This is a genomic window from Solidesulfovibrio magneticus RS-1 (genome assembly GCF_000010665.1).
GTDB lineage: Bacteria > Desulfobacterota > Desulfovibrionia > Desulfovibrionales > Desulfovibrionaceae > Solidesulfovibrio > Solidesulfovibrio magneticus.
In genome coordinates this window covers 2,747,266-2,764,887 of the sequence record NC_012796.1, presented here as the reverse complement: position 1 = coordinate 2,764,887, position 17,622 = coordinate 2,747,266, and the positions used below count along the sequence as shown (strand labels likewise).

General features: G+C 59.0%; 21 protein-coding genes. 9 read left to right on the top strand and 12 right to left on the bottom strand.

Translation table 11 applies throughout. The features are described 5' to 3' along the window. Positions 1–186 precede the first annotated feature (186 nt). The 3 genes from DMR_RS24470 to DMR_RS11845 all read right to left on the bottom strand — a co-directional run bounded on the left by DMR_RS24470 (position 187) and on the right by DMR_RS11845 (position 2,188). A complete protein-coding gene (locus tag DMR_RS24470; RefSeq protein ID WP_148208420.1) occupies positions 187–819 on the bottom strand; it encodes a TRADD-N-associated membrane domain-containing protein in 633 nt (210 codons plus the stop codon). A 219-nt stretch (positions 820–1,038) separates the two neighbouring features. Further along, positions 1,039–1,662, bottom strand: coding sequence for a hypothetical protein (locus tag DMR_RS24460; protein ID WP_148208419.1), 624 nt, complete (start codon positions 1,660–1,662; stop codon positions 1,039–1,041). A 43-nt stretch (positions 1,663–1,705) separates the two neighbouring features. Further along, positions 1,706–2,188, bottom strand: coding sequence for a helix-turn-helix domain-containing protein (locus DMR_RS11845; RefSeq protein ID WP_015861144.1), 483 nt, complete (start codon positions 2,186–2,188; stop codon positions 1,706–1,708). A gap of 120 nt (positions 2,189–2,308) precedes the next feature. Here DMR_RS11845 and DMR_RS11840 point away from each other — a divergent pair, with 120 nt between their 5' ends. The 8 genes from DMR_RS11840 to DMR_RS24455 all read left to right on the top strand — a co-directional run bounded on the left by DMR_RS11840 (position 2,309) and on the right by DMR_RS24455 (position 6,036). Next, positions 2,309–2,581, top strand: coding sequence for a helix-turn-helix domain-containing protein (locus DMR_RS11840; RefSeq protein WP_015861143.1), 273 nt, complete (start codon positions 2,309–2,311; stop codon positions 2,579–2,581). A 138-nt stretch (positions 2,582–2,719) separates the two neighbouring features. After that, the gene (locus tag DMR_RS11835) at positions 2,720–3,550 is read left to right on the top strand and encodes a hypothetical protein (RefSeq protein WP_015861142.1); all 831 of its coding nucleotides are present in this window, start codon (positions 2,720–2,722) and stop codon (positions 3,548–3,550) included. After that, the gene (locus DMR_RS11830; RefSeq protein ID WP_015861141.1) at positions 3,543–3,722 is read left to right on the top strand and encodes a hypothetical protein; all 180 of its coding nucleotides are present in this window, start codon (positions 3,543–3,545) and stop codon (positions 3,720–3,722) included. Before DMR_RS11835 ends, DMR_RS11830 begins: the two co-directional genes overlap by 8 nt. 3 nt (positions 3,723–3,725) lie before the next feature. Then, the gene (locus tag DMR_RS11825; RefSeq protein ID WP_015861140.1) at positions 3,726–3,947 is read left to right on the top strand and encodes a hypothetical protein; all 222 of its coding nucleotides are present in this window, start codon (positions 3,726–3,728) and stop codon (positions 3,945–3,947) included. A gap of 93 nt (positions 3,948–4,040) precedes the next feature. Next, complete coding sequence (locus DMR_RS11820; RefSeq protein WP_043600587.1) at positions 4,041–4,343, top strand: hypothetical protein; 303 nt, start codon at positions 4,041–4,043, stop codon at positions 4,341–4,343. A gap of 56 nt (positions 4,344–4,399) precedes the next feature. Next, positions 4,400–4,903, top strand: a complete 504-nt coding sequence (locus tag DMR_RS11815) for a hypothetical protein (protein WP_015861139.1) — start codon at positions 4,400–4,402, stop codon at positions 4,901–4,903. Between the two features lie 370 nt (positions 4,904–5,273). After that, positions 5,274–5,717: a helix-turn-helix domain-containing protein gene (locus tag DMR_RS22415; protein ID WP_052278987.1), complete on the top strand. Its 444-nt coding sequence runs from the start codon at positions 5,274–5,276 to the stop codon at positions 5,715–5,717. Continuing rightward, positions 5,710–6,036, top strand: a complete 327-nt coding sequence (locus tag DMR_RS24455; RefSeq protein WP_015861138.1) for a hypothetical protein — start codon at positions 5,710–5,712, stop codon at positions 6,034–6,036. Before DMR_RS22415 ends, DMR_RS24455 begins: the two co-directional genes overlap by 8 nt. Here the strand turns inward: DMR_RS24455 and DMR_RS11805 are convergent. Then, positions 5,942–7,171 carry a tyrosine-type recombinase/integrase gene (locus DMR_RS11805; RefSeq protein WP_015861137.1) on the bottom strand — a complete coding sequence of 410 codons (1,230 nt, stop codon included), beginning with the start codon at positions 7,169–7,171 and terminating at the stop codon, positions 5,942–5,944. The genes DMR_RS24455 and DMR_RS11805 overlap by 95 nt on opposite strands. Before the next feature lie 899 nt (positions 7,172–8,070). On the opposite strand from DMR_RS11805, the gene DMR_RS22410 reads away from it, so the two are divergent. Continuing rightward, positions 8,071–10,950 (top strand): PAS domain S-box protein, encoded by a 2,880-nt coding sequence (locus DMR_RS22410; RefSeq protein WP_015861136.1) that lies wholly within the window; start codon positions 8,071–8,073, stop codon positions 10,948–10,950. A gap of 8 nt (positions 10,951–10,958) precedes the next feature. Here the strand turns inward: DMR_RS22410 and DMR_RS11790 are convergent, their stop codons facing one another. The 8 genes from DMR_RS11790 to DMR_RS11755 form a co-directional block, all read right to left on the bottom strand. Next, positions 10,959–11,543, bottom strand: a complete 585-nt coding sequence (locus DMR_RS11790; protein ID WP_043600582.1) for a hypothetical protein — start codon at positions 11,541–11,543, stop codon at positions 10,959–10,961. 137 nt (positions 11,544–11,680) lie between these two features. Beyond that, on the bottom strand, positions 11,681–12,322 hold the full coding sequence (locus DMR_RS11785) for an HAD family hydrolase (protein ID WP_015861135.1): 642 nt from the start codon (positions 12,320–12,322) through the stop codon (positions 11,681–11,683). Then, positions 12,309–12,851: a GNAT family N-acetyltransferase gene (locus DMR_RS11780; protein ID WP_015861134.1), complete on the bottom strand. Its 543-nt coding sequence runs from the start codon at positions 12,849–12,851 to the stop codon at positions 12,309–12,311. The genes DMR_RS11785 and DMR_RS11780 overlap by 14 nt, the downstream gene beginning before the upstream one ends. A gap of 8 nt (positions 12,852–12,859) precedes the next feature. Then, positions 12,860–13,672 (bottom strand): amidohydrolase family protein, encoded by an 813-nt coding sequence (locus tag DMR_RS11775; protein ID WP_015861133.1) that lies wholly within the window; start codon positions 13,670–13,672, stop codon positions 12,860–12,862. Then, positions 13,669–14,328 carry a class I SAM-dependent methyltransferase gene (locus tag DMR_RS11770; protein WP_015861132.1) on the bottom strand — a complete coding sequence of 220 codons (660 nt, stop codon included), beginning with the start codon at positions 14,326–14,328 and terminating at the stop codon, positions 13,669–13,671. Before DMR_RS11770 ends, DMR_RS11775 begins: the two co-directional genes overlap by 4 nt. Before the next feature lie 12 nt (positions 14,329–14,340). Further along, positions 14,341–15,369 (bottom strand): 4-hydroxy-2-oxovalerate aldolase, encoded by a 1,029-nt coding sequence (locus DMR_RS11765; RefSeq protein ID WP_232502778.1) that lies wholly within the window; start codon positions 15,367–15,369, stop codon positions 14,341–14,343. Then, positions 15,356–16,585, bottom strand: a complete 1,230-nt coding sequence (locus DMR_RS11760; protein ID WP_043600579.1) for an ATP-grasp domain-containing protein — start codon at positions 16,583–16,585, stop codon at positions 15,356–15,358. Before DMR_RS11760 ends, DMR_RS11765 begins: the two co-directional genes overlap by 14 nt. Continuing rightward, positions 16,582–17,619: an N-acetylneuraminate synthase family protein gene (locus DMR_RS11755; protein WP_015861129.1), complete on the bottom strand. Its 1,038-nt coding sequence runs from the start codon at positions 17,617–17,619 to the stop codon at positions 16,582–16,584. Before DMR_RS11755 ends, DMR_RS11760 begins: the two co-directional genes overlap by 4 nt. Positions 17,620–17,622: the final 3 nt, after the last annotated feature.

The window sequence follows — 17,622 nt, the reverse complement described above, 5'->3', positions numbered from 1 at the left end:
TTTTGGGTTTGAAGCACGGTTTTTAGGTGTGAAAAGTTTGTAGATATTCCTTTGTTGTTTGCATATCAGGGGCGGATGTCAAGTGGTATTCGTGGCATTGCATGTAGTTTTGCTGGGTTGACGTTGCTAGAATGCTATTTTTAGTATGTGTTTGTGTATGATTTTGGTGTCGTTGTTTAGTGTCGGTTAGAGTTTGCAATCTGAAAGCAATGATGAAGTGTCAAGTCCTGCATTGTTTAAGACAAGAATTGTTTTTAATTTATCTTTTAAATCTGGATTTTGTATCTCGTTTGAAATATTTTTAGCTTCCAATGCTAAGCGGTCAGAGCGAAGTTTATCAAAAAAGGTTACCATGGCTTGTTGAGCGCGTTTTGATTGGATGAAGAATAGGGAGGATACAGAGCTAACTATGGTTCCTGATAAAAGTTTTACTGTGGCGTCAAGTCCTCCTCCTTCTTTGTATAGAAATGGAGAGCTGGCAATTATGCAAAACCCTAATGACGCAAATATTAAGCTGAACCAAAAGCTTGTTTTTGATTGGTTGAGCGCCTGGGTGTAGTATTCTAAAAGTTTACTTTCTTCGTATGTTCTGTGTTTATTCGTGTCGTCTGCAGTGCTGTCTAGTTTTTGTTGTGCTGTCGCATTCGCTTCGCTGTCGTTTTTGGATTCAATATCAAAATTCTTAGTGTTTTTTGTTTTGAATACACCGCTTTTTATGCCGGCAATCAGTAGTAATAGAAAAACAATATACGTTGATACTGATGTTATTTTGTCAATAGAATTTACAAGTTGTAACATTATGTCTGAGTACGTGCTCATTTGCCTGTCCTTTGTTAGTCAAAATTTGTAATTTTTTGGCATCACTGTAACCAATGTCCTCGCCGAATTCGGACTCCTTTGCGAGCCTACGTGAGCTGGGCCGCTTACACATCACGCTGGCTCTGAGGCCTTCGGCGATGCGCTGTTTGTCCATGCCTAGTTCGCTTTGAAGGTGTTTGTGATTGAGTAGCTTTGCATGGTGCTTGCGTAAAAATTTCTTTATCTACGTTCAATCAATAGACATCCGGCTGCCCAAGCGCTCTCGTGTTTGTCCGTGTATATCTTTGAATGAAATAATTTAATTTTACAATTGCGCCCTATAGTGTCAATCGCCAATTGTTTGATGTTTCTAATTTTGTTGACGACTTTGTCTGTTGCAGATTTTTCACAATTGCCTATGGCAGATGTGTAAAATCCGAACATTCCAAATTCAAGGCTGCTTTCTTCCTTGCGGATTCTAAGCACTTCGTCAATTCTATTGAAATCTTTTGTGCAAACGTCTGATCCGTAAGGCTGGTTTTTAATTTCAACTACAGCTCTAGGATATTCACTTGCCCACCAGAGCAAAATGTCAAAACGTCCCCGGACGCGAGCATTTTTTGGCTTTGGGCCAGGAGCTATCGCACCTGCATCATTAATTGCCTGAAGGACGTTGTGTTCAATCGTAACATATTTAGTGCCATCAATAGCATAAATTTCTTTGGCGACATATACAGTCAACATGTATTCCGCAGCAGTCCAAACCCAATCACCGCCTGACCATTGTTCGTAGTTTCGTTGGGCTTTCTTTATACCCTTTATAACCGCTTCGGCGCATGATTCTTTCGAGATTTGGCGACCCATTACGAAAGTCCTGATTGGCATTCTGCGAAATTATCTTCCTTCCCTAACCCCCAAACAACTCATCCCCACCCCTCTCACTGTAACCAACGTCCTCGCCGGATCCGTACTCCTTTGCGGGCTTACGTGAGCTGGGCCGCTTGCCCATCACGATGGCTTCGAGGCCTTCGGCGATGCGCTGCTTGTCCATGCCTAGCTCGGTTTGAAGACGTTTGTAGGTGAGCATGTTGCGCTGCTCACATGTGAGCTTATCCGATATCTCTTCCTGAGGAAAGTCGTTTGTTTTCTGATTACAGTCCTCGGAAAACATTCCCCCTTCGCCAGTTAGCAGCCACGTTCCGTTGACGTGAAAAGCGTTTACCCAGTTCGCCAGGGTACTCCGGCCGGGTTCTCTTTTTCCCGTTAAATATCCGCTGAGTGTTTGCTTCGTTACGCCACCCTGTTGAGCGAATTCAGTGTCCTTTATCTTAAGGCACTGGATTAAGTGGCGTAATCGTTGAGCAAAGTCATTTTTGTCGTCGAAATTCATCTTTTGCCCTTGAAAAACGTTGACAGGCGTCCTCGTTTTTCATTAGTCCGGGAACCAGGGATACATTTTCGCCAACCAGGACTTTGCCCGTCCTGACAGCGGACCGAAAGAGGTTTCACGATGCAATACTGTGAACCTGTTCACACAATTACCCCTACGCGTCAAGATCGCTGCCGCGCCTGGCTCATCGAACGACGCATCGTCTTCAAGGATCTCGCCGCCGACGCCGGCATGTCCAAAACCACGCTCTCCAACATCATCGCCGGCCGGCGGGCCACTCCTGACCATATCCGAAACCTGATCGCCCTGGGCGTGCCGGCCGAGCTGCTGCCCGAACCGCGCGAACCCGGGAAACCCGGGCCTAAACGCCGGTCGCGCATCCGCCAAAGCTGAACCGCGCCAGACGTCGGACGGCCGCACAGGACGGCCGGGCAATGGTGCGCGACAGCGTGGGCGCGGAACCGTGGCCCATGGGCCGTACCTAGCCGTCCTGGCAAGCGGAAACCGCGAATACTTCGGGAGGATTGTTTCATGAACCCCGGCCAAGCCCTTGAAGACGCGACGTGTTTGCAGGTGATCCAGGTGATGCGCCGCATGTCCGGCCTGGACCTGGACGCCATTGCCACGGCCATGGACCGCAACCGCCAGACCGTGGGCTGCTGGTTTGGCGAGGCGGCGGTGGACAAGTTCATCCCGCTGCCGCTGGTGCCCCGTTTCTGCCAAGCCCTAGGCACGCCGCTGCTCATCGAATGGCTGGTGGCGCAATACGAGCGGTGCCTGCGAGACGACCCGCCGCAGCCGTGGAGCGGGAAGGCCGGCGTGGCGACGGGGCTGCTTCTACGCGGTCTGGTCCAGGCCGGCAACGCCCTGGAGCTGTTGCGCGACATGGGCGGCACGCTTTCGCCGTCCCAGGGCCGGCAGGTTTCCGAAGCGGCGCTTCTGGCCGTGGCGACCCTGGCTGCGGCAGCGCGTGAGGCCCGGGGCTCCTTTCCCGTGGCGCCCAAACATCTGCGTTTTGACCGCTCCCCCTTGGGCGGGACGGACGCCGCCATGGCGGCGGCGGAACCTTCCCGGATGCCCTGGTGGCGCAGGCTTTGGTCGTGGCTCGCCGGCTCGTGGGACTGGGCCGGGGAGCGGGAGGCGTACGCGCGCTCCCTTGGGCAGCTGCGCAAGGAGCTGGAAACGTACCAGGAAATGCGACGCCTCTCCCGGGCCGAGCTGGCCGAGACCCGGCGGATCATGGGGGCCATGGGCTATCTGCTTCGCGAAGGCGTGTGCCTGCGGCTGGAGCTGCGGGAGCTGGCCGGGCGGCTTTTGGTCGAGGGCGAGGCGCTAAACGACGGCAGGGCGGCTGATGCCTGACGTCCGCAAAGAAGCCCTGGCTGCGGCCGAAGCCCAGACGCTGCGGTGCCGGACCCTGGTCCGGGAGCTGGCCAGGCTCGTGCGTGACCTGCTCGAACATGGGTTGGTCCCCCAGGAACGGGAGCCGGCGGCCCGGACGCTGCTGGACCGGGCGGACATGTTCACGGAGTGAGCTATGCCGGCGGACCCTGAACTCATCGGCCGGTTGGCCGTGGCCATCGCCAAGATGGAGTTGTGCCTGGACCACCCGGACCTTTCAGGCATCAACCAGCGGGCCGTGAAAGGGGCGCTTGGTGCGGTGCGCCATGTACAGGACCGGCTGATCCTGCCGGAAGAACCCGAACCACGGCAGTATTTCGGCATCGAACGCAGCCTGCCGGAAGGGGACAGGGAATGAAGGATTGGGCAGTGGCGGCCATAGCCGCGTGGTTCCTGGCCGGAGCGGCCTGTTTTGCGATCGAATGGCTCATACGGGCCAGGGGGTGGCGCGATGCTGGCGATGATTGAACGCGAGGAAGCAGCGGCGGCCATTGTCTATGACCTCATGTTCCGGCTGCTGGCGGATTACCGCCGCTACGGCCGCAGCCTGCGCCCCGGGTTTGTGCTGGAGCCGCAGCCGCTGGCCGAACTGGTGGAGCAGTTGGAGACCGCAGCCGGCGATTGCCGGGCGCTGCTGCGCTGCAAGCAGGAGGGGGCGGAACATGGGCTGGAGGCTTCTGCTGGCGCTGGCGTGGCCGGCGGCCATGGTCTGGCTGGCGGCTGCGGGCGGGCTGGACCATCGGCCCGGCGATGATGGGGAAGGGTGGTAGGCCGATTGTGGCTGCACATACTGACCGACAGGAGACAGCAATGGACGATCTGCAAACCAACGTGGATGGGGCGGCCGGCAGGGCGGAACAGGAAACGGACGGTCGGGAGGAGGCCCGGCAGAGGGGGGCGGAAGGCGGCAGGCCCGGGAAGGACGGGAAAGAGCCGGGAAGCCTGTCCGTCGGGCTGGCGTCAATCCCCATGAGCCTCATACAGGCCATGGCCGACCGGCGCGAAGTCCCGAATCCGGCGCTTTCACCCGAGGAGGAAGCCGCGCGGCTGCTGGCAGCCTATGCGGACTACGCAAGGCCCAACATTTTTATGCCCGGGCAATTGGTCGTGCCCAAGGCCTTGGGGCGGGATATGGAGGCCGGCAGTCCCTTTGGCGTGGTCCTGGATACCGATGCCGTGCCGGCGTCGGGTGATGCGTCGCAGGAAACGCTGCTCATCGGCCGTTTCCTGGACGGCCATTTCCGGACCGACGTGTACGATCCCCTGCGTTTTGAGCCCTACGTGGCCGGGGCCAGGGAAACCGGCGGGCAATAGCGGTGAGTCCGGGCGCGGCGGGACGGCCCGCCCGCCCGGGGCAGGCCCTTTGATTCCCCGCCTCCAGGCTCTCCCCACCTGGAACCCGAAAGGGGCTTTCCAGGCCGGACCTCCCCTGGCGTCCGGCCTGGGGGCGGGGAATCAAAGGCGCACGGTGGCAGGGACATGCCAAGCCGGCGGGAAGGGCGCGGTGGCCCTCCTTTATGCCAGCCGGACGCCGACTGTCCGCCGCCGAGAATCGGGAACGGGCGGGGAATGCCCCGTGAGCGGACCGGTTTCGTCAGCCCCGTTTCCGCCGGTCCAGGGCCCGGCCGCGCAGGTGCAGGCGCGGCCGGGCCGGGGCCGGGAACCCCCAACCAAAGGAGCGGCCATGTTCGATGAGGCGATGGAGCGGATACGCGAAACAACGAACCTGCATACCCAGGTGGCCCTGGCCCTGTGCCTGGACATAAGGCAATCGAGCATATCCGACGCCAAGCGGCGCGGAGCGATTCCCGATGCCTGGCTGGTGGTGCTCTACGAGAAATTCGGCCTCAATCCGACCTGGATTCGGACCGGGGCCGGGCCTGTCTATCTGACGGGCGATCCGGACCGGAAGGGGCCGGTGCAGGAGCCGGCCTTTGCGCCGCCGCCGCCGGAACCGACCGTGACGGAACTGAAGCAAGCCCTGGAAGCCCGCCTGGGCACGGGGCTGCGGGTGGTCATCGTCGGCGCGGAAGACCGGGTGTCGACCACCCCGGCCGCCCCGGCCAATCCGGCCAGAAGCGAACAAATACCCGAAGAAGAAAACCGCGAGGAGGTTTCCCATGGCTGAGTTGACGCCCGAAGCCGTTGAAATGCGCAAGCGCCTGCTGGCCGAACTGCCGCCCGTCATTGCCCGCAAGCATGTGGGCACCTTCCTTGGCGGACTCGTCTCGGCCGAATCCATGGCCAACTATGACACCCGCCGCGAGGGGCCGAAAAACGCCATGAGCGTCGGCGACAGCGTGGCCTATTACCGGGAGGATCTGGTGGAGTGGCTGCTGACCCGGTGGACGGTCACGATTCGGAAGACCCGGGAGGAACGCCTTTTGGAGCTGGCGAAGCGCGACGCGAAACCAGGGAAGCGATCGCGCGGGTTTTCCCGGGCATAAGGTGGGCGTAGCGCTGCATCGTGGAAATCGACTTGTGGCCGGTCAGCTCCATCAGGTGATGGATGTCCGCCCCGGCCTGGGCCAGCCAGCTGGCGAAGGTGTGGCGCAGGGTATGGAACACGACCTTATGCTTCGGGTCTGTGACGCCGTTGTTGAGGCCGATGCCGTTGACCAGGGCGTCGAACTGCCGGGTGACGTGGTCAGGGTCCCGGCGGCCGTCGACGGCGCCTGGAAAAACAAAAGGGGATTGCGCATGTTCGCGGCGCGCTTGCAGCATGGCGGCCGTTTCCTCGTCCAGGAAGGCCTTGCGGCTTCGTTTGGCCCGGGTCAGGCGGGCCGGAATGGAGATGATGCGGTTGACGAGGTCGACGTCCTGCCACATCAGCCCAAGGATCTCCTGCCGGCGCATGCCGGTGAGCAGGGCCAGGAGGATGATGTCGTGCATCTCGGGCAGGCGCTCCCCGGCGGCCTCCAGGAGTCGGTCAGCCTCTTCGCGGGTCAGGAAGCGGATGCGCTCGTTGTCGACGAGGGGCATGCGGATGCCGGACACGGGGTTTCGGCCTTCGAAAAGCATGTGTCCCGGATCGTCGGCAACGGGCGTGGACGCTGCCCAGTTGTAGACGCGGCGGATGACGACAAGATGGTGTTTGATGGTCATGGGCGAAAGCCCGCCGGCGTCCAGCAGGGCGTCTCGGAATTGTTCGGTGTCGGTACGGGTCAGCGATGTGGCGGGGCGGTGGGCGAAAAGGGGCAGGACGCGTTTGGCCAGAAGATATTCATCCTCTTTCCACGAGGATTTGTTACGCTTGGCCCAGTCGAGGTAGCGTCGGGCCAGCTCCCCGAAGGTGAGGGGTGCGGCTTCGGCGGCGTCGGCCTCGCCCCGGGCGGCCCGGGCCATGTCCCGGAGGGATTGCGGGCCGGTGCCGCGCCTGATGTTCTGGCGGATCTCGCCAAGGATGCGGCTGGCGTCTTCGGCGGTCCAGCCTTCGGAGGCCCAGCCGATGCCTTCCTCCATGTTTTTGCCGCGGCAGCGGTAGCGGATGGAAAAGTAGCGGTCAGGCCGGCGGTTGTCCTTCCGGGTCTCATGTTCCCGGAATCGGACGCCGGGATAGTTGCTCGACAGTTTTTTGGCCATCTTGTTGCGGCATGGTTTTTCTGCCCCAAAACTGCCCCAAGTTTTGGCCGAAGTCCACTTGCCAGAGCTGACGCGAGAGCAGGGTTATTCTCCATTGAAAACGGCAGTTTGCAGTTCACAGTGGTTCAACTGGAAATGCATTTTTCCGGACTTAGGATCTGGCGCCGCAAGGCATAGGGGTTCGAACCCCCTCTCTCGCACCATCCTGTTTTATAAAGCTATTCTTCTCGTCCCTCTCCCCGCAGATTGTTTCAAGTCTTCATTTTGTCCCGCTGCTGTCCCGCCATCTGTTTTTGCTGCCCCCTCTGTTCTGCCCCCCGCGCCCCCCAAGGTTGCGAGCCTGCCCGCCAGATGTCCCTGTATCTGCGCGCCGAGCGTGTCAGTGTGTCGAGCCAGCCGTGTGATGTCGTGTTGCCCGTCCCGAATTTATGCGGCTGTTTTCGGGGTACCTGAAACCCGGTCTTTTGCCAGAGCGCGCAACGCCCTATCTGGTCCCGAAGTCCCTGGCTGCGATCCTGAAGCATGCAAAAATCCTGCGGCGGGGTGTGGAGTAATAATAGAGTTCTCAGATTGGACCTGCCTCAGCGTAGTGAAAGAGAGTAAGGTTGAAAAAAATCGAGTATACTCTCTATTGTTTGAAATTGAAAGGCAAATCAAAGCCTTGCTTGACGAGAGCTGTTGAGTGATTGCTGAAAAAAAACGAAGAAGGTAGGAAGGTCGTGAAAACGCCATTACACTCAGGGCGCTTTTCTGAACGATAGCTGTAAACTTATTGAAAATATGGTATATTGTATCAATTGCTGAATACTTCGGTGCGTCGTGGTGATGAGGCTCATTCTGGTTTTTCTGTGTTGTGTGCTGCGCTTCTTCGTTAGCATGTTACTAAAAATGGGCTTCGCATGGAACACAGTTCATTCATAGGCCTGTTTCAGAATGTTTCTCTCTTGTTGGCGGTCGCGCTGCTCTTTGAAGTGGCTGTCGTCCGCTTCAAAAAAAGCAATACGTTCCTGACCCAGGTGGTCACGGGCATTGCGCTCGGGGGCATTGGCGTGGTCGTCATGCTGACGCCGTGGAAGCTGATGCCTGGGGTGGTTTTTGACACGCGTTCTGTCCTGGTGGGGATCTCAGGCCTGTTCTTCGGCCCGTTGTCCACGGCGATCGCTGTGATCATGACTTCCGCCTTGCGGTTGGTCCAGGGCGGACTGGGGGCATGGACGGGCGTTGGCGTCATAGCGGCTTCAGGCCTTATCGGTTCGGTTTGGCGATGTTACAGGGGACGCCAACTGCATCAGATGACCTGGCGCGAGCTGTATCTGTTCGGTCTGGTCGTTAATATTGTCATGCTGGCGCTGATGCTGACCCTTCCCTGGGATATCGCCTTGAAGGTGTTGGACAATATCGCGTTGCCGGTCATTGCCATCTATCCTGTCGGGACCGCGTTATTAGGCTCGTTGTTGGTCAATTATCTCCAGCGCGAACGCACAGGCCGGCAATTGATCGAGAGCATGGAGCGATACCGGCTGTTGGTTGATACGGCCAACGAGGGAATCTGGGCCATGGACCGAGAGCATGTGACGACCTATGTCAACGCGGCGATGGCGGACATGATTGGTTATAGTCCAGATGAAATGATAGGCCAAAAAGTCGAGGATTACTTTTTTCCTGAGGATATGGAACTTCACAGCCAACGCATGGCCCGAAGACATGGTGGTGAAGATGATGTTTATGAACGTCGTTTTCGCCGAAGAGATGGAAAAGAACTGTGGACGATGGTTTCCGCCAAAGCCTTAAAAGGAGATCGCAATGAATTTAATGGCTCTTTTGCCATGTTCACTGATATTACCTTGCGAAAGGAAGCTCAAAATGCCTTGGCGCAATCGGAACTATTGCTGCGGACTATCATAAATACCATTCCGGACCTTGTTTGGCTCAAGGATATTGATGGGCGGTATTTGCAATGCAATAAAAAGTTTGAGCGTTTCTTCGGAGCTGATGAGTCGGCCATAATCGGAAAGGATGATTACGCCTTCTTTAACAAGGAACTGGCCGATTTTTTTAGAGACAATGACCGCAAGGCCATTGAGGCGGGCGGCCCCAGGATTAACGAAGAGTGGCTGACCTTTGTCGAAGACGATTACAGCGGCCTGTTTGAGACCATCAAATCCCCGATGTACGATGCCCACGGCCGGTTGATCGGCGTTTTGGGCATTGCCCGTGAAATCACCGCCCGCAAAATGGCTGAAGAGGCGCTGCGGGAGAGCGAGGAGCGCTTCAAGGCGTTACATAATGCTTCCTTTGGCGGCATTGCCATTCATGACAAGGGGGTCATCCTGGAGTGCAACCTGGGGCTGAGCGAAATGTTCGGCTATGCCCGTGATGAGCTGATCGGCATGGATGGCCTGTTCCTTGTGGCGGAACGGTCGCGCGATGTCGTCATGGCCCATATTCGGGCGGGGTATGAAAAACCCTATGAGGAATATGGCCGCCGAAAAAACGGGGAAGAGTTTCCCATGCGGCTGGAGGCGCGCAATCTCCCGTACAAGGGGAAAATGGTCCGCGCCGTGGAGTTCCGCGACATCACGGACTCGGTAAAAGCCGCCCAGGCGCTTTTGGACGCCAAGGAGGCCGCTGAGAGTGCCACGCGGGCAAAGTCCGAGTTCCTGGCCAATATGAGCCATGAAGTCCGGACGCCGCTGAATGGCGTCCTGGGCATGCTCCAGTTGCTGCAAACAACCGAGCAGACGGACGAGCAGAAAGAATACATTCTGGGGGCGATCAAGTCGACGAAGCGGCTGACCCGTCTGCTTGCCGATATTCTGGATATTTCAAAGATCGAGGCCGGTAAGCTGCAGATCATCGAAGCGGAGTTTTTCACGGCCTGCCTCCAGGAATCCATCATGGAAATCTTCCGCCCCACGGCACGGGAAAAGAGCCTGGCTTTTGATTTTCATGTCGATGCTCAAATGCCGCCCATGCTCATCGGCGATGAAACGCGTGTCCGGCAAATCCTGTTCAATCTTGTCGGGAACGCCCTCAAATTCACGGAAAGCGGTTCTGTCCAAGTCGACGCCATGGTTCTTCCGGCCAAGAATAGCGGGGCTGTCCGGGTGTTGTTTGCCGTGAGCGATACCGGCATCGGTATTTCCGATGAGCAGCTCAAAGACATTTTCGAACCATTCGTCCAGGGCGAGCGGAGCTATACCCGCTGCTACCAGGGGGCAGGGCTGGGGCTGGCCATTGTCCGCAAGCTGGTCAGAATCCTCGGCGGCGAGATGGTGATTGACAACACGGCGGGAAACGGCACCACGGTTTACGTTTCCCTGCCGTTCAAACTTCCTGTCCCGCATCAGGAACCAGCAGCCCAGCAGCCGCGTCAGGCCGACGGGCCGGCTGAAACCCCGTTGCGCATCCTGTTGGTAGAGGATGACGAATTCAGCTTGTTCGCCGGAAAGCGGATGCTGCACAAAATGGGCTGTTCGGTGACGACCGCCCCGGATGGCAGGGAGGCCCTGGCCATCCTGCACGAACAGGACTTTGACCTGGTTCTCATGGACATCCAGATGCCTGTGATGGATGGCGTCGAAGCGACAAAGGCCATCAGAGGGTCATCGGACCTTGGGGAGAAGTCCCATATACCCATCATCGCCATGACCGCTTACGCCATGACCGGCGACAAGGAGCTGTTTCTGGCGGCGGGAATGGATGGCTATATCTCGAAGCCGGTGGAGAGAGATGAACTTAAAGTCGTTGTTGAGAGGGCAATAGATAAGACCCTCTGATTGGCTGCTCAAGCTTTGGGCAGCAATGTCAGCAGGGAGCGGGTCGAGGGCGTCAGTTCCCTGGCGGCGGCAAAAGCTTGCGCTTGGTCCAGCGGAACAAATGCCGCCTCGGCGTATTCCTGCCGCGGGGCCAGGGCGACCATGGCAGACTGGATTTCGTCGGCCAGAGCGTTGACGCGCAGCAAACAACAGATGTCCAGCATGGGTGATCGATTGTCCCGCAGCACCCCCAGGGTGAGCACTGCCGTCACCCGTGAGCGCTTCAAGCCCAGTTCTTCTTCGAATTCCGCCAGCAAGTCAGGCTCGTGCCTCCATTGCCCCAAGAACCCGAAGGGGGGGCTCAAATGCCCTGATGGGGCTAGCTCCCACAGACCGGGATATTGTGAGACAAAGGCCGCCCGGCGGGCAAAAACCAAGCGCCCGTCCTTGGTCAACGTCGTGCCGTTAATGCCAATGGGGGTCAGGCCAAGCCCCCATTCCGGATGGCACCGCGCTGCGTGCAACTGCCGAAAGCCTATGACGGCCGCCCGCAGTACGATCCCCGTTCCTTCTTCCTTAAGCTCCAGAAAATGCGGCACGGGGGCGTCGTACAAACATGGTTGCTCCTGTCGTGCCTTTGCCCAGGCTGCAGCTATTTTCGGTTCCAGATCGGCCATTCGTGCAGTCAGGTCCGGAGCTGTCGCCAGCCGTACCGTGACCTCCCCCCGGGCGAGCACTGTCGCGTCGGCTCTCACCATGCCCCCAGTGTCGGCAGCGCATCGCCCAGGCAAGCTGCGGTTCGCCAAGCCCCGGCCTCGGTCAACGCCGCCCGAACCGTGGCTTGCGCATGAACGCCAAACACTCGCAATCCGGCCGACACGGCTGATCGGACGCCATTGACCGAATCCTCTATGGCCAAGCCGGCCGCAAACACATCTTCGCTGCGCTCCATGGCCAGCAGGTAGAGGTCCGGAGCCGGCTTGGCTCGCGCCACGGCATTGCCGCAAACCACTTCCCGGAAATATTCGGTCAGCCGCCACGTCGCCAAGAAGTCTCGCACCGGTCCCGGTTCCGAAGCGGTGACCAGATGGAGCGTCTGGCCGGCCCCGGCCAAGCTGTCCAATACCCGTGCAACATCCGCAAAGGGTTTGATCCGCTTAGCGTAGGCGTCACGCCGCAAAGCCTCGTATCGGGCCAGTAGGTCCTCGACGTCGCCAGGCAATCCATGGACATGCTTGAGACAGGCCACGATTTCCTGCAGGGAGGGGCCGTTGAGACGCTCGAATTCGCCCGGTTGTGGCGTAATATCGTAAAATATTAAGAAATCTGAGTAGATGGAGTGCAGGGCCGGCACGCTGTCCGCCACCACGCCGTCAAAATCAAAGTACAGCATGATCTTCTTGGCGCAGGCTTGACAACTGAGCCCGCATGGCCGTCAGGCGCACGATAGGGACGATTTCTCCCGTCTCGGCGACCAGATGCGTTGCGTGGTCATGGACGCGAAAACCGGCGCGTTGAAACGCTTTGAGGGAAGGGGTGTTGCAGCATTTGACCTCGGCCACCACGCATTGGCACGCCTCCAGAAGGCGGCAGGCCATGGCCCGGATGACGGCCGTACCGATTCCCTGTCCGCGCCGATTGGGAACGACGTTGATATCGATATCCAGGCACCGCCCTGGGACCGGTCCGTCAGGATAGGGATTGCTGCGCAAAAATGCCGCCTCGTGTCCATCGACCATGGCAAACAGCGGGGGCAGATCGCCATGCTTGAAATACTCGCCAAGGTATTCCGGCCAGAACGCGGCAAAGACCTTGGGCTCCTGATGGTAGAACATGGCCAAGGTCACGGGATCGTTTCGCCAGGCGAGGACGCGGGCGGCATCTTGCGGCGTTGGGGCGGCAGGTCGAAAGACAATATCCATGGGTGGCCTCAGGCGAACAAGATGTGGGCGTTGTCATGGAAGACGGCGGCGATGTCTGTTGGGGAAAATCGGCAATGTTCCAGAAAAAGTCGCATATGGCGCTGGCTTTGCTCCAGGCCGAGATAGGGATGGTCCGAACCGTACAACAACTTGTGCGCGCCGAGTTTGCGATAGGCCCAGCGGAAATTGTCCTCCACGGTGGAACCCTGGTAATAATGCGGGGAAAAGGATGTTTCCAAATACACGTGGTCATGATCCTCGGCAAGGAGCATGGCTTCGAACACGCGAAGGCCCCCGCTGTGCAGCAAGATGATGGGGACGGTCAACATTTCGGCCAAAAGACAGGCCAGCCGCAGGTTGTCGTAACGGTACATGCCTGACGTGCCGTAACTAGTGTCCACGCAAACAAATAAACCCAGGTCCTGAGCGCGACGCGCCACGGCCAGGGCCGCCGGAAAATCCTCCTCGGCGATACGCTGGAAGTACGAATGGAACTTGAGCCCGCGTACGCCCTGGGCGGCGGCCAAGGCCACGGCGTTCGGGGCGTCTTGTCGGCGAAAATCGATCAAGGCGGTGAAGGTGGAGCCGGGCAGGGCGCGTCGAACCCTTCCCATGAATCCGTCCAATCCGTCACCGAAAAACAGCTCTTGATTGAACAGCATGAAGTTGGCGGCGCGCACCGCCGCTTGGATGGCAGCGCCCTGCACGTCGAAGCAGGCCTCCAGATCGGCCGGTCCCATGCGTGTCTCGTCACTGGTCAGATGCGGCCGGTCCACAGCCCCCAAGAGGGAGAAATGGATGTTGCAATCGAAAATATTCATGTGGTTTTACGCAACAGCAGCAGGAATTCCTTTTGCGGCAAAGGTAGGTAGTCATGTTTGAGCACCACGTCCGGGGTCAGCGACAGGGCGAAATCCAGAATCCTGCCTGGGTCGTGATAGTAGACAAAATCCTCCCGGGGATAGCCGGGATCCAGGCGGGCACTTAAAAAATCCACGATCAGGGCCTGGCGCACGAGGCCGAAGGCCCGGGTGATCAACTGCCGGGAGTACGTTTCATTGTCGAAGGCGTCGTGCAAATTGAGGTTGAGCACGCCGAGCATGACGCCGACATCGCCAAGAGGTTCGCCGGACTGCTTCCGGGCGAGATCCACCTGGGCAAAGGCGGTTCGCGGATCGTCTCCATGGCGCGCCCGGGCCTCTTGGAGCAAATCGGGGTTGATGTCCAGCCCCAGGTAGTTGTCACAAGACACCCCGACATCCTTGAGGAAATCGTAATAATCGCCGAAGCCGCAGCCGAAATCCACCACTCGTGTTCCGGTCAAGTCGAGGCCCAGGGTCAGGGTCATGGCAAAACGGCGTCGTTGCTGTTCGACGTTGCCCCAGCCAAGCGTGCGGACATGATAGCCGAGATCGCGATACCGCTTGGTATAACGTTGCACCATGTTGGCCGCGATGCTTTGGGGAATCTCCCGCATCAGGCGTCCTTTTTACGAGCGCGGCTTGCAGGCTGCGTTTGCCTGCGACGCGCTTATTTCTCGAAAAATATCGGTCAGGATCGCTTCGGTCAGACAGACCTGTTCGCGTCGCGAGACATCCAGGATGGCCTGGTGGAAATCCTGGCCTTGCCGTTCGGCTTCGCGGCGCAACAGATCCTCGTAGGACGAGTGGAAACCGGCGTAGCCGAACAGGATGTCCTCGCTGCGAAAATCCAGCGACTTGCCCTTGGACAGCACATATTCTCGAAACTGGCGGGCAACGCCTAGCGTTTGCAGCAGAAAATCGTCCGAGCAGTATTGGACGCCGTATTTCTTGGCCAGGACGGCCAGCATGGTTTCCGTGGGGATGTTGCCGCCGCTGCGGCCGATGCCGGTCAGGGTCGTGTCGATGTATTGCACGCCCTCATCGAGCAGTTCCAGGGCGCTGGCCACGGCCAGTCCCAGGTTGTTGTGGCCGTGGTAGCCCAAGGCGATCATGCCGACGCGGTCCTGGATGGCCCGTACATAGGCCCGCAGCTCCTCGGGCAACATGTGGCCGGCGGAATCGACCAGGTAAATCACATCCACGAAATCCTTGACGGTCTCCACAAGCTTGGCAAAGCCGTCGGGCGTGACGGTGTAGCTTTTCATCACGTTGAGGGCCACGAAATAGCCCAGGGACTTGGCTGCTTCCAGGGTTGGAATGCTGTCCAGGACGTAAACCGGTTCGGCGCCAACGCGCAGGCCGTAAAGCCCGTAGTCACGGGCCATGCGAAAATCGTCGGGCTTGCCTACAGAGGGGATGAAGAAGCTGTAGAGGCGGCTGCGCGCGGCCAGAGGCGCAAGGCGCTTATAGAGCGCCTCATCGGTAAAACCGGCTGAATACTGCCGGTATGCGCCAAGGCCCAGCCCGTGTCCGACTTCGATATCCTGGAAGCCGATGCGGACGAGCTTCTCGGCGAAAGCACAACAGGTCTCCTGGTCGATCATGAAATCGACTTTGTAGGCGCCGTCACGCAAGGTGCACTCAAGAAGCGTCACGTTTTTCAATGGTCACCTGCAGCATGGCCAGGGCTTCGCTTAACCGTCTTTTCAACTCCCGCGGCTCCGGTGCGGTCATGATGATCACGCCATGCCGGTCGGCGCCCGAAGCAATGCCGCGCACGACGTCGCCGCGTCGGATAAGCATCTTGAGCCGCAAGACGTCTTCTCGGGCTTCCAGCAGGTCAATGCCGCTGATTTTTTTGACGATGCCTTCCTGGAGATCGGAAAAGGCGAACAACTGCATCACCGTGGGGGTCCGGCCGGGGTGGTTCGGATCGCCGCTTATGGGGAGCAAGGGCGTGCCCAGGCAATCATTGACGTAGACAGACAGGATGTCGATGCCGGAAACATTGGGCACAATGATTTCCGAGGTGAACACCCCGCCGCCGCGATTGGCTATTTCCGTCAGGTACACCTCGCCTGCGTCGGTGAGGATAAATTCGCCGTGCAAAAAACCGAAGCCGAAGCCCAGAGCTGCTGCGGTCCGTTCCAGGGCGGCGCTCGCCTTGTCGTACAAGGCGGGCGGCAATTCTCCAGGATAGGTGATTTCGCCGTCAATGATGGACTGTTTCTGCGGTAGTTTGGTTTTTGTGGCCACGGCCAGCGTGCGGGGACCAAGTCCTTGAAAGACGTAGCCGTCCACGGTCAAATGCCGGCCCTGGATAAAGGTCTCCGCCAATACGCCGCGCGAATGGCTGTGGATCAGCGCGTCGTAAAATGCGGGCAGGACGTCGCTTTCCCGATCTACCCGATTGACGCCGAAGCTGCCGCGATTGTCCACGGGCTTGATGATCAACGGATAGCCGTGTTCGCGCCCGAAACGCAGCACGTCCTGGGCGTCGAGGCAAAGCGTGAAGCGGGGACAGGTCAGACCGGCCTGCCAGCCGAGGGTGCGTTGCAAGAGTTTGCTGTTGCCGATCTGGGCGTCGCGCAGGCTGGGGCCGGGCAGGCCCAGACGCGAGGCGATGACGGCCTGGGCGAACTGGGAATAGTCGCATTGGTCGGAAATGACGGCGTCAGGCCGGACCTTTTGAGCAAAAAGCAGCAGCCTGGGCAAATCCCGGGGGGCGGCGATGAGCAGGTCGTGATAGCGGATGCCTTTGTAGTAGCCGTCGTTGGCATGGACGCCGTAAATTTCCAGATTAAGGGAACCGAGCAGATCAAGGAGCGGTTCCTGCTCCCAGCCGAGGTTGATCGCCAAAACACGTTTCACGCTTTCCCCTCCACCATCTCCCAGCGCAGCAGTTCTCCGGCATCGAGCGGGCCCCTGGCCTGCATCCGGGCCAGCACCAGCCCCTCTTCGACGCAATCCACACCCTCGTTGTGGCGTTTGTAGTCGAAATCACCCGGGGCAAAGGCTTGGCCGGCGGCTTTGGCCACGCGAAGGACCAGCCGGTAGCGGATGGATTCCTTGAAGGCGCTTTCCTCGGTTTCGATGGCCAGGCGCGCCCGGCAGGGCGCGCAAGCCGCTTCCACGTCCCGGATGCCGGCCACCAGCGAGGCCAGTTCCGGGGGCTCCAGAGAAAAAAAGGCATCGGGCGTGTCCAGGCCGCGACTCAGGGTGAAATGCTTTTCGATGATCGCCGCCCCACGGGCCACGGCCGCAAGGGCCACGGCGATGCCTTGGGTGTGATCGGAAAACCCCACGGGACATCCATACAAGGCCCGCAACAGTTCTATCCGGGCCAAATGTGTCCGGTTGGGCGGCGTCGGGTAGATCGCGTTGCAATGCAGGATGGCGTAGTCGTCGTTGCCTGCCCGGCGAAAGGCGTCCACCGACGCCTCCAACCCTCCGGGCGTGACCAGGCCGGCGGACATCAGGGTCGGCTTGCCCAGGGCGGCCACCCGGGCGACCAGCTGGGGAAAGACGCCGACCTGGGCCGAAGCAAGTTTATACAGGGCGACGTTTACGGATTCCAGAACATCCACGGCCCGCAAATACGTCGGCGTGGACACGAAGAGCACGCCGCGGCGATGGCAGGCGGCCTTGAGTTCCCCGTGCCAACGTTCCTCGAAATCGATGCGGGCGTGCAGGGCGCGAACGTTGTCATCAGGCGCGTAATACAGGGCATCCAGGTCGATGGACTGGAATTTGACGGCATCCACGCCGCAACGAGCGGCGGCGTCCACGCTTTCCAAGGCCTTGCCGAGGTCCCGGCCGTGGTTGGACCCCACCTCCGCGATGACAAAGGTCCGGTCCGGACCGATCTCATGGGCGGCGTCTATGCGAATACGAGAATGCGGCATGGG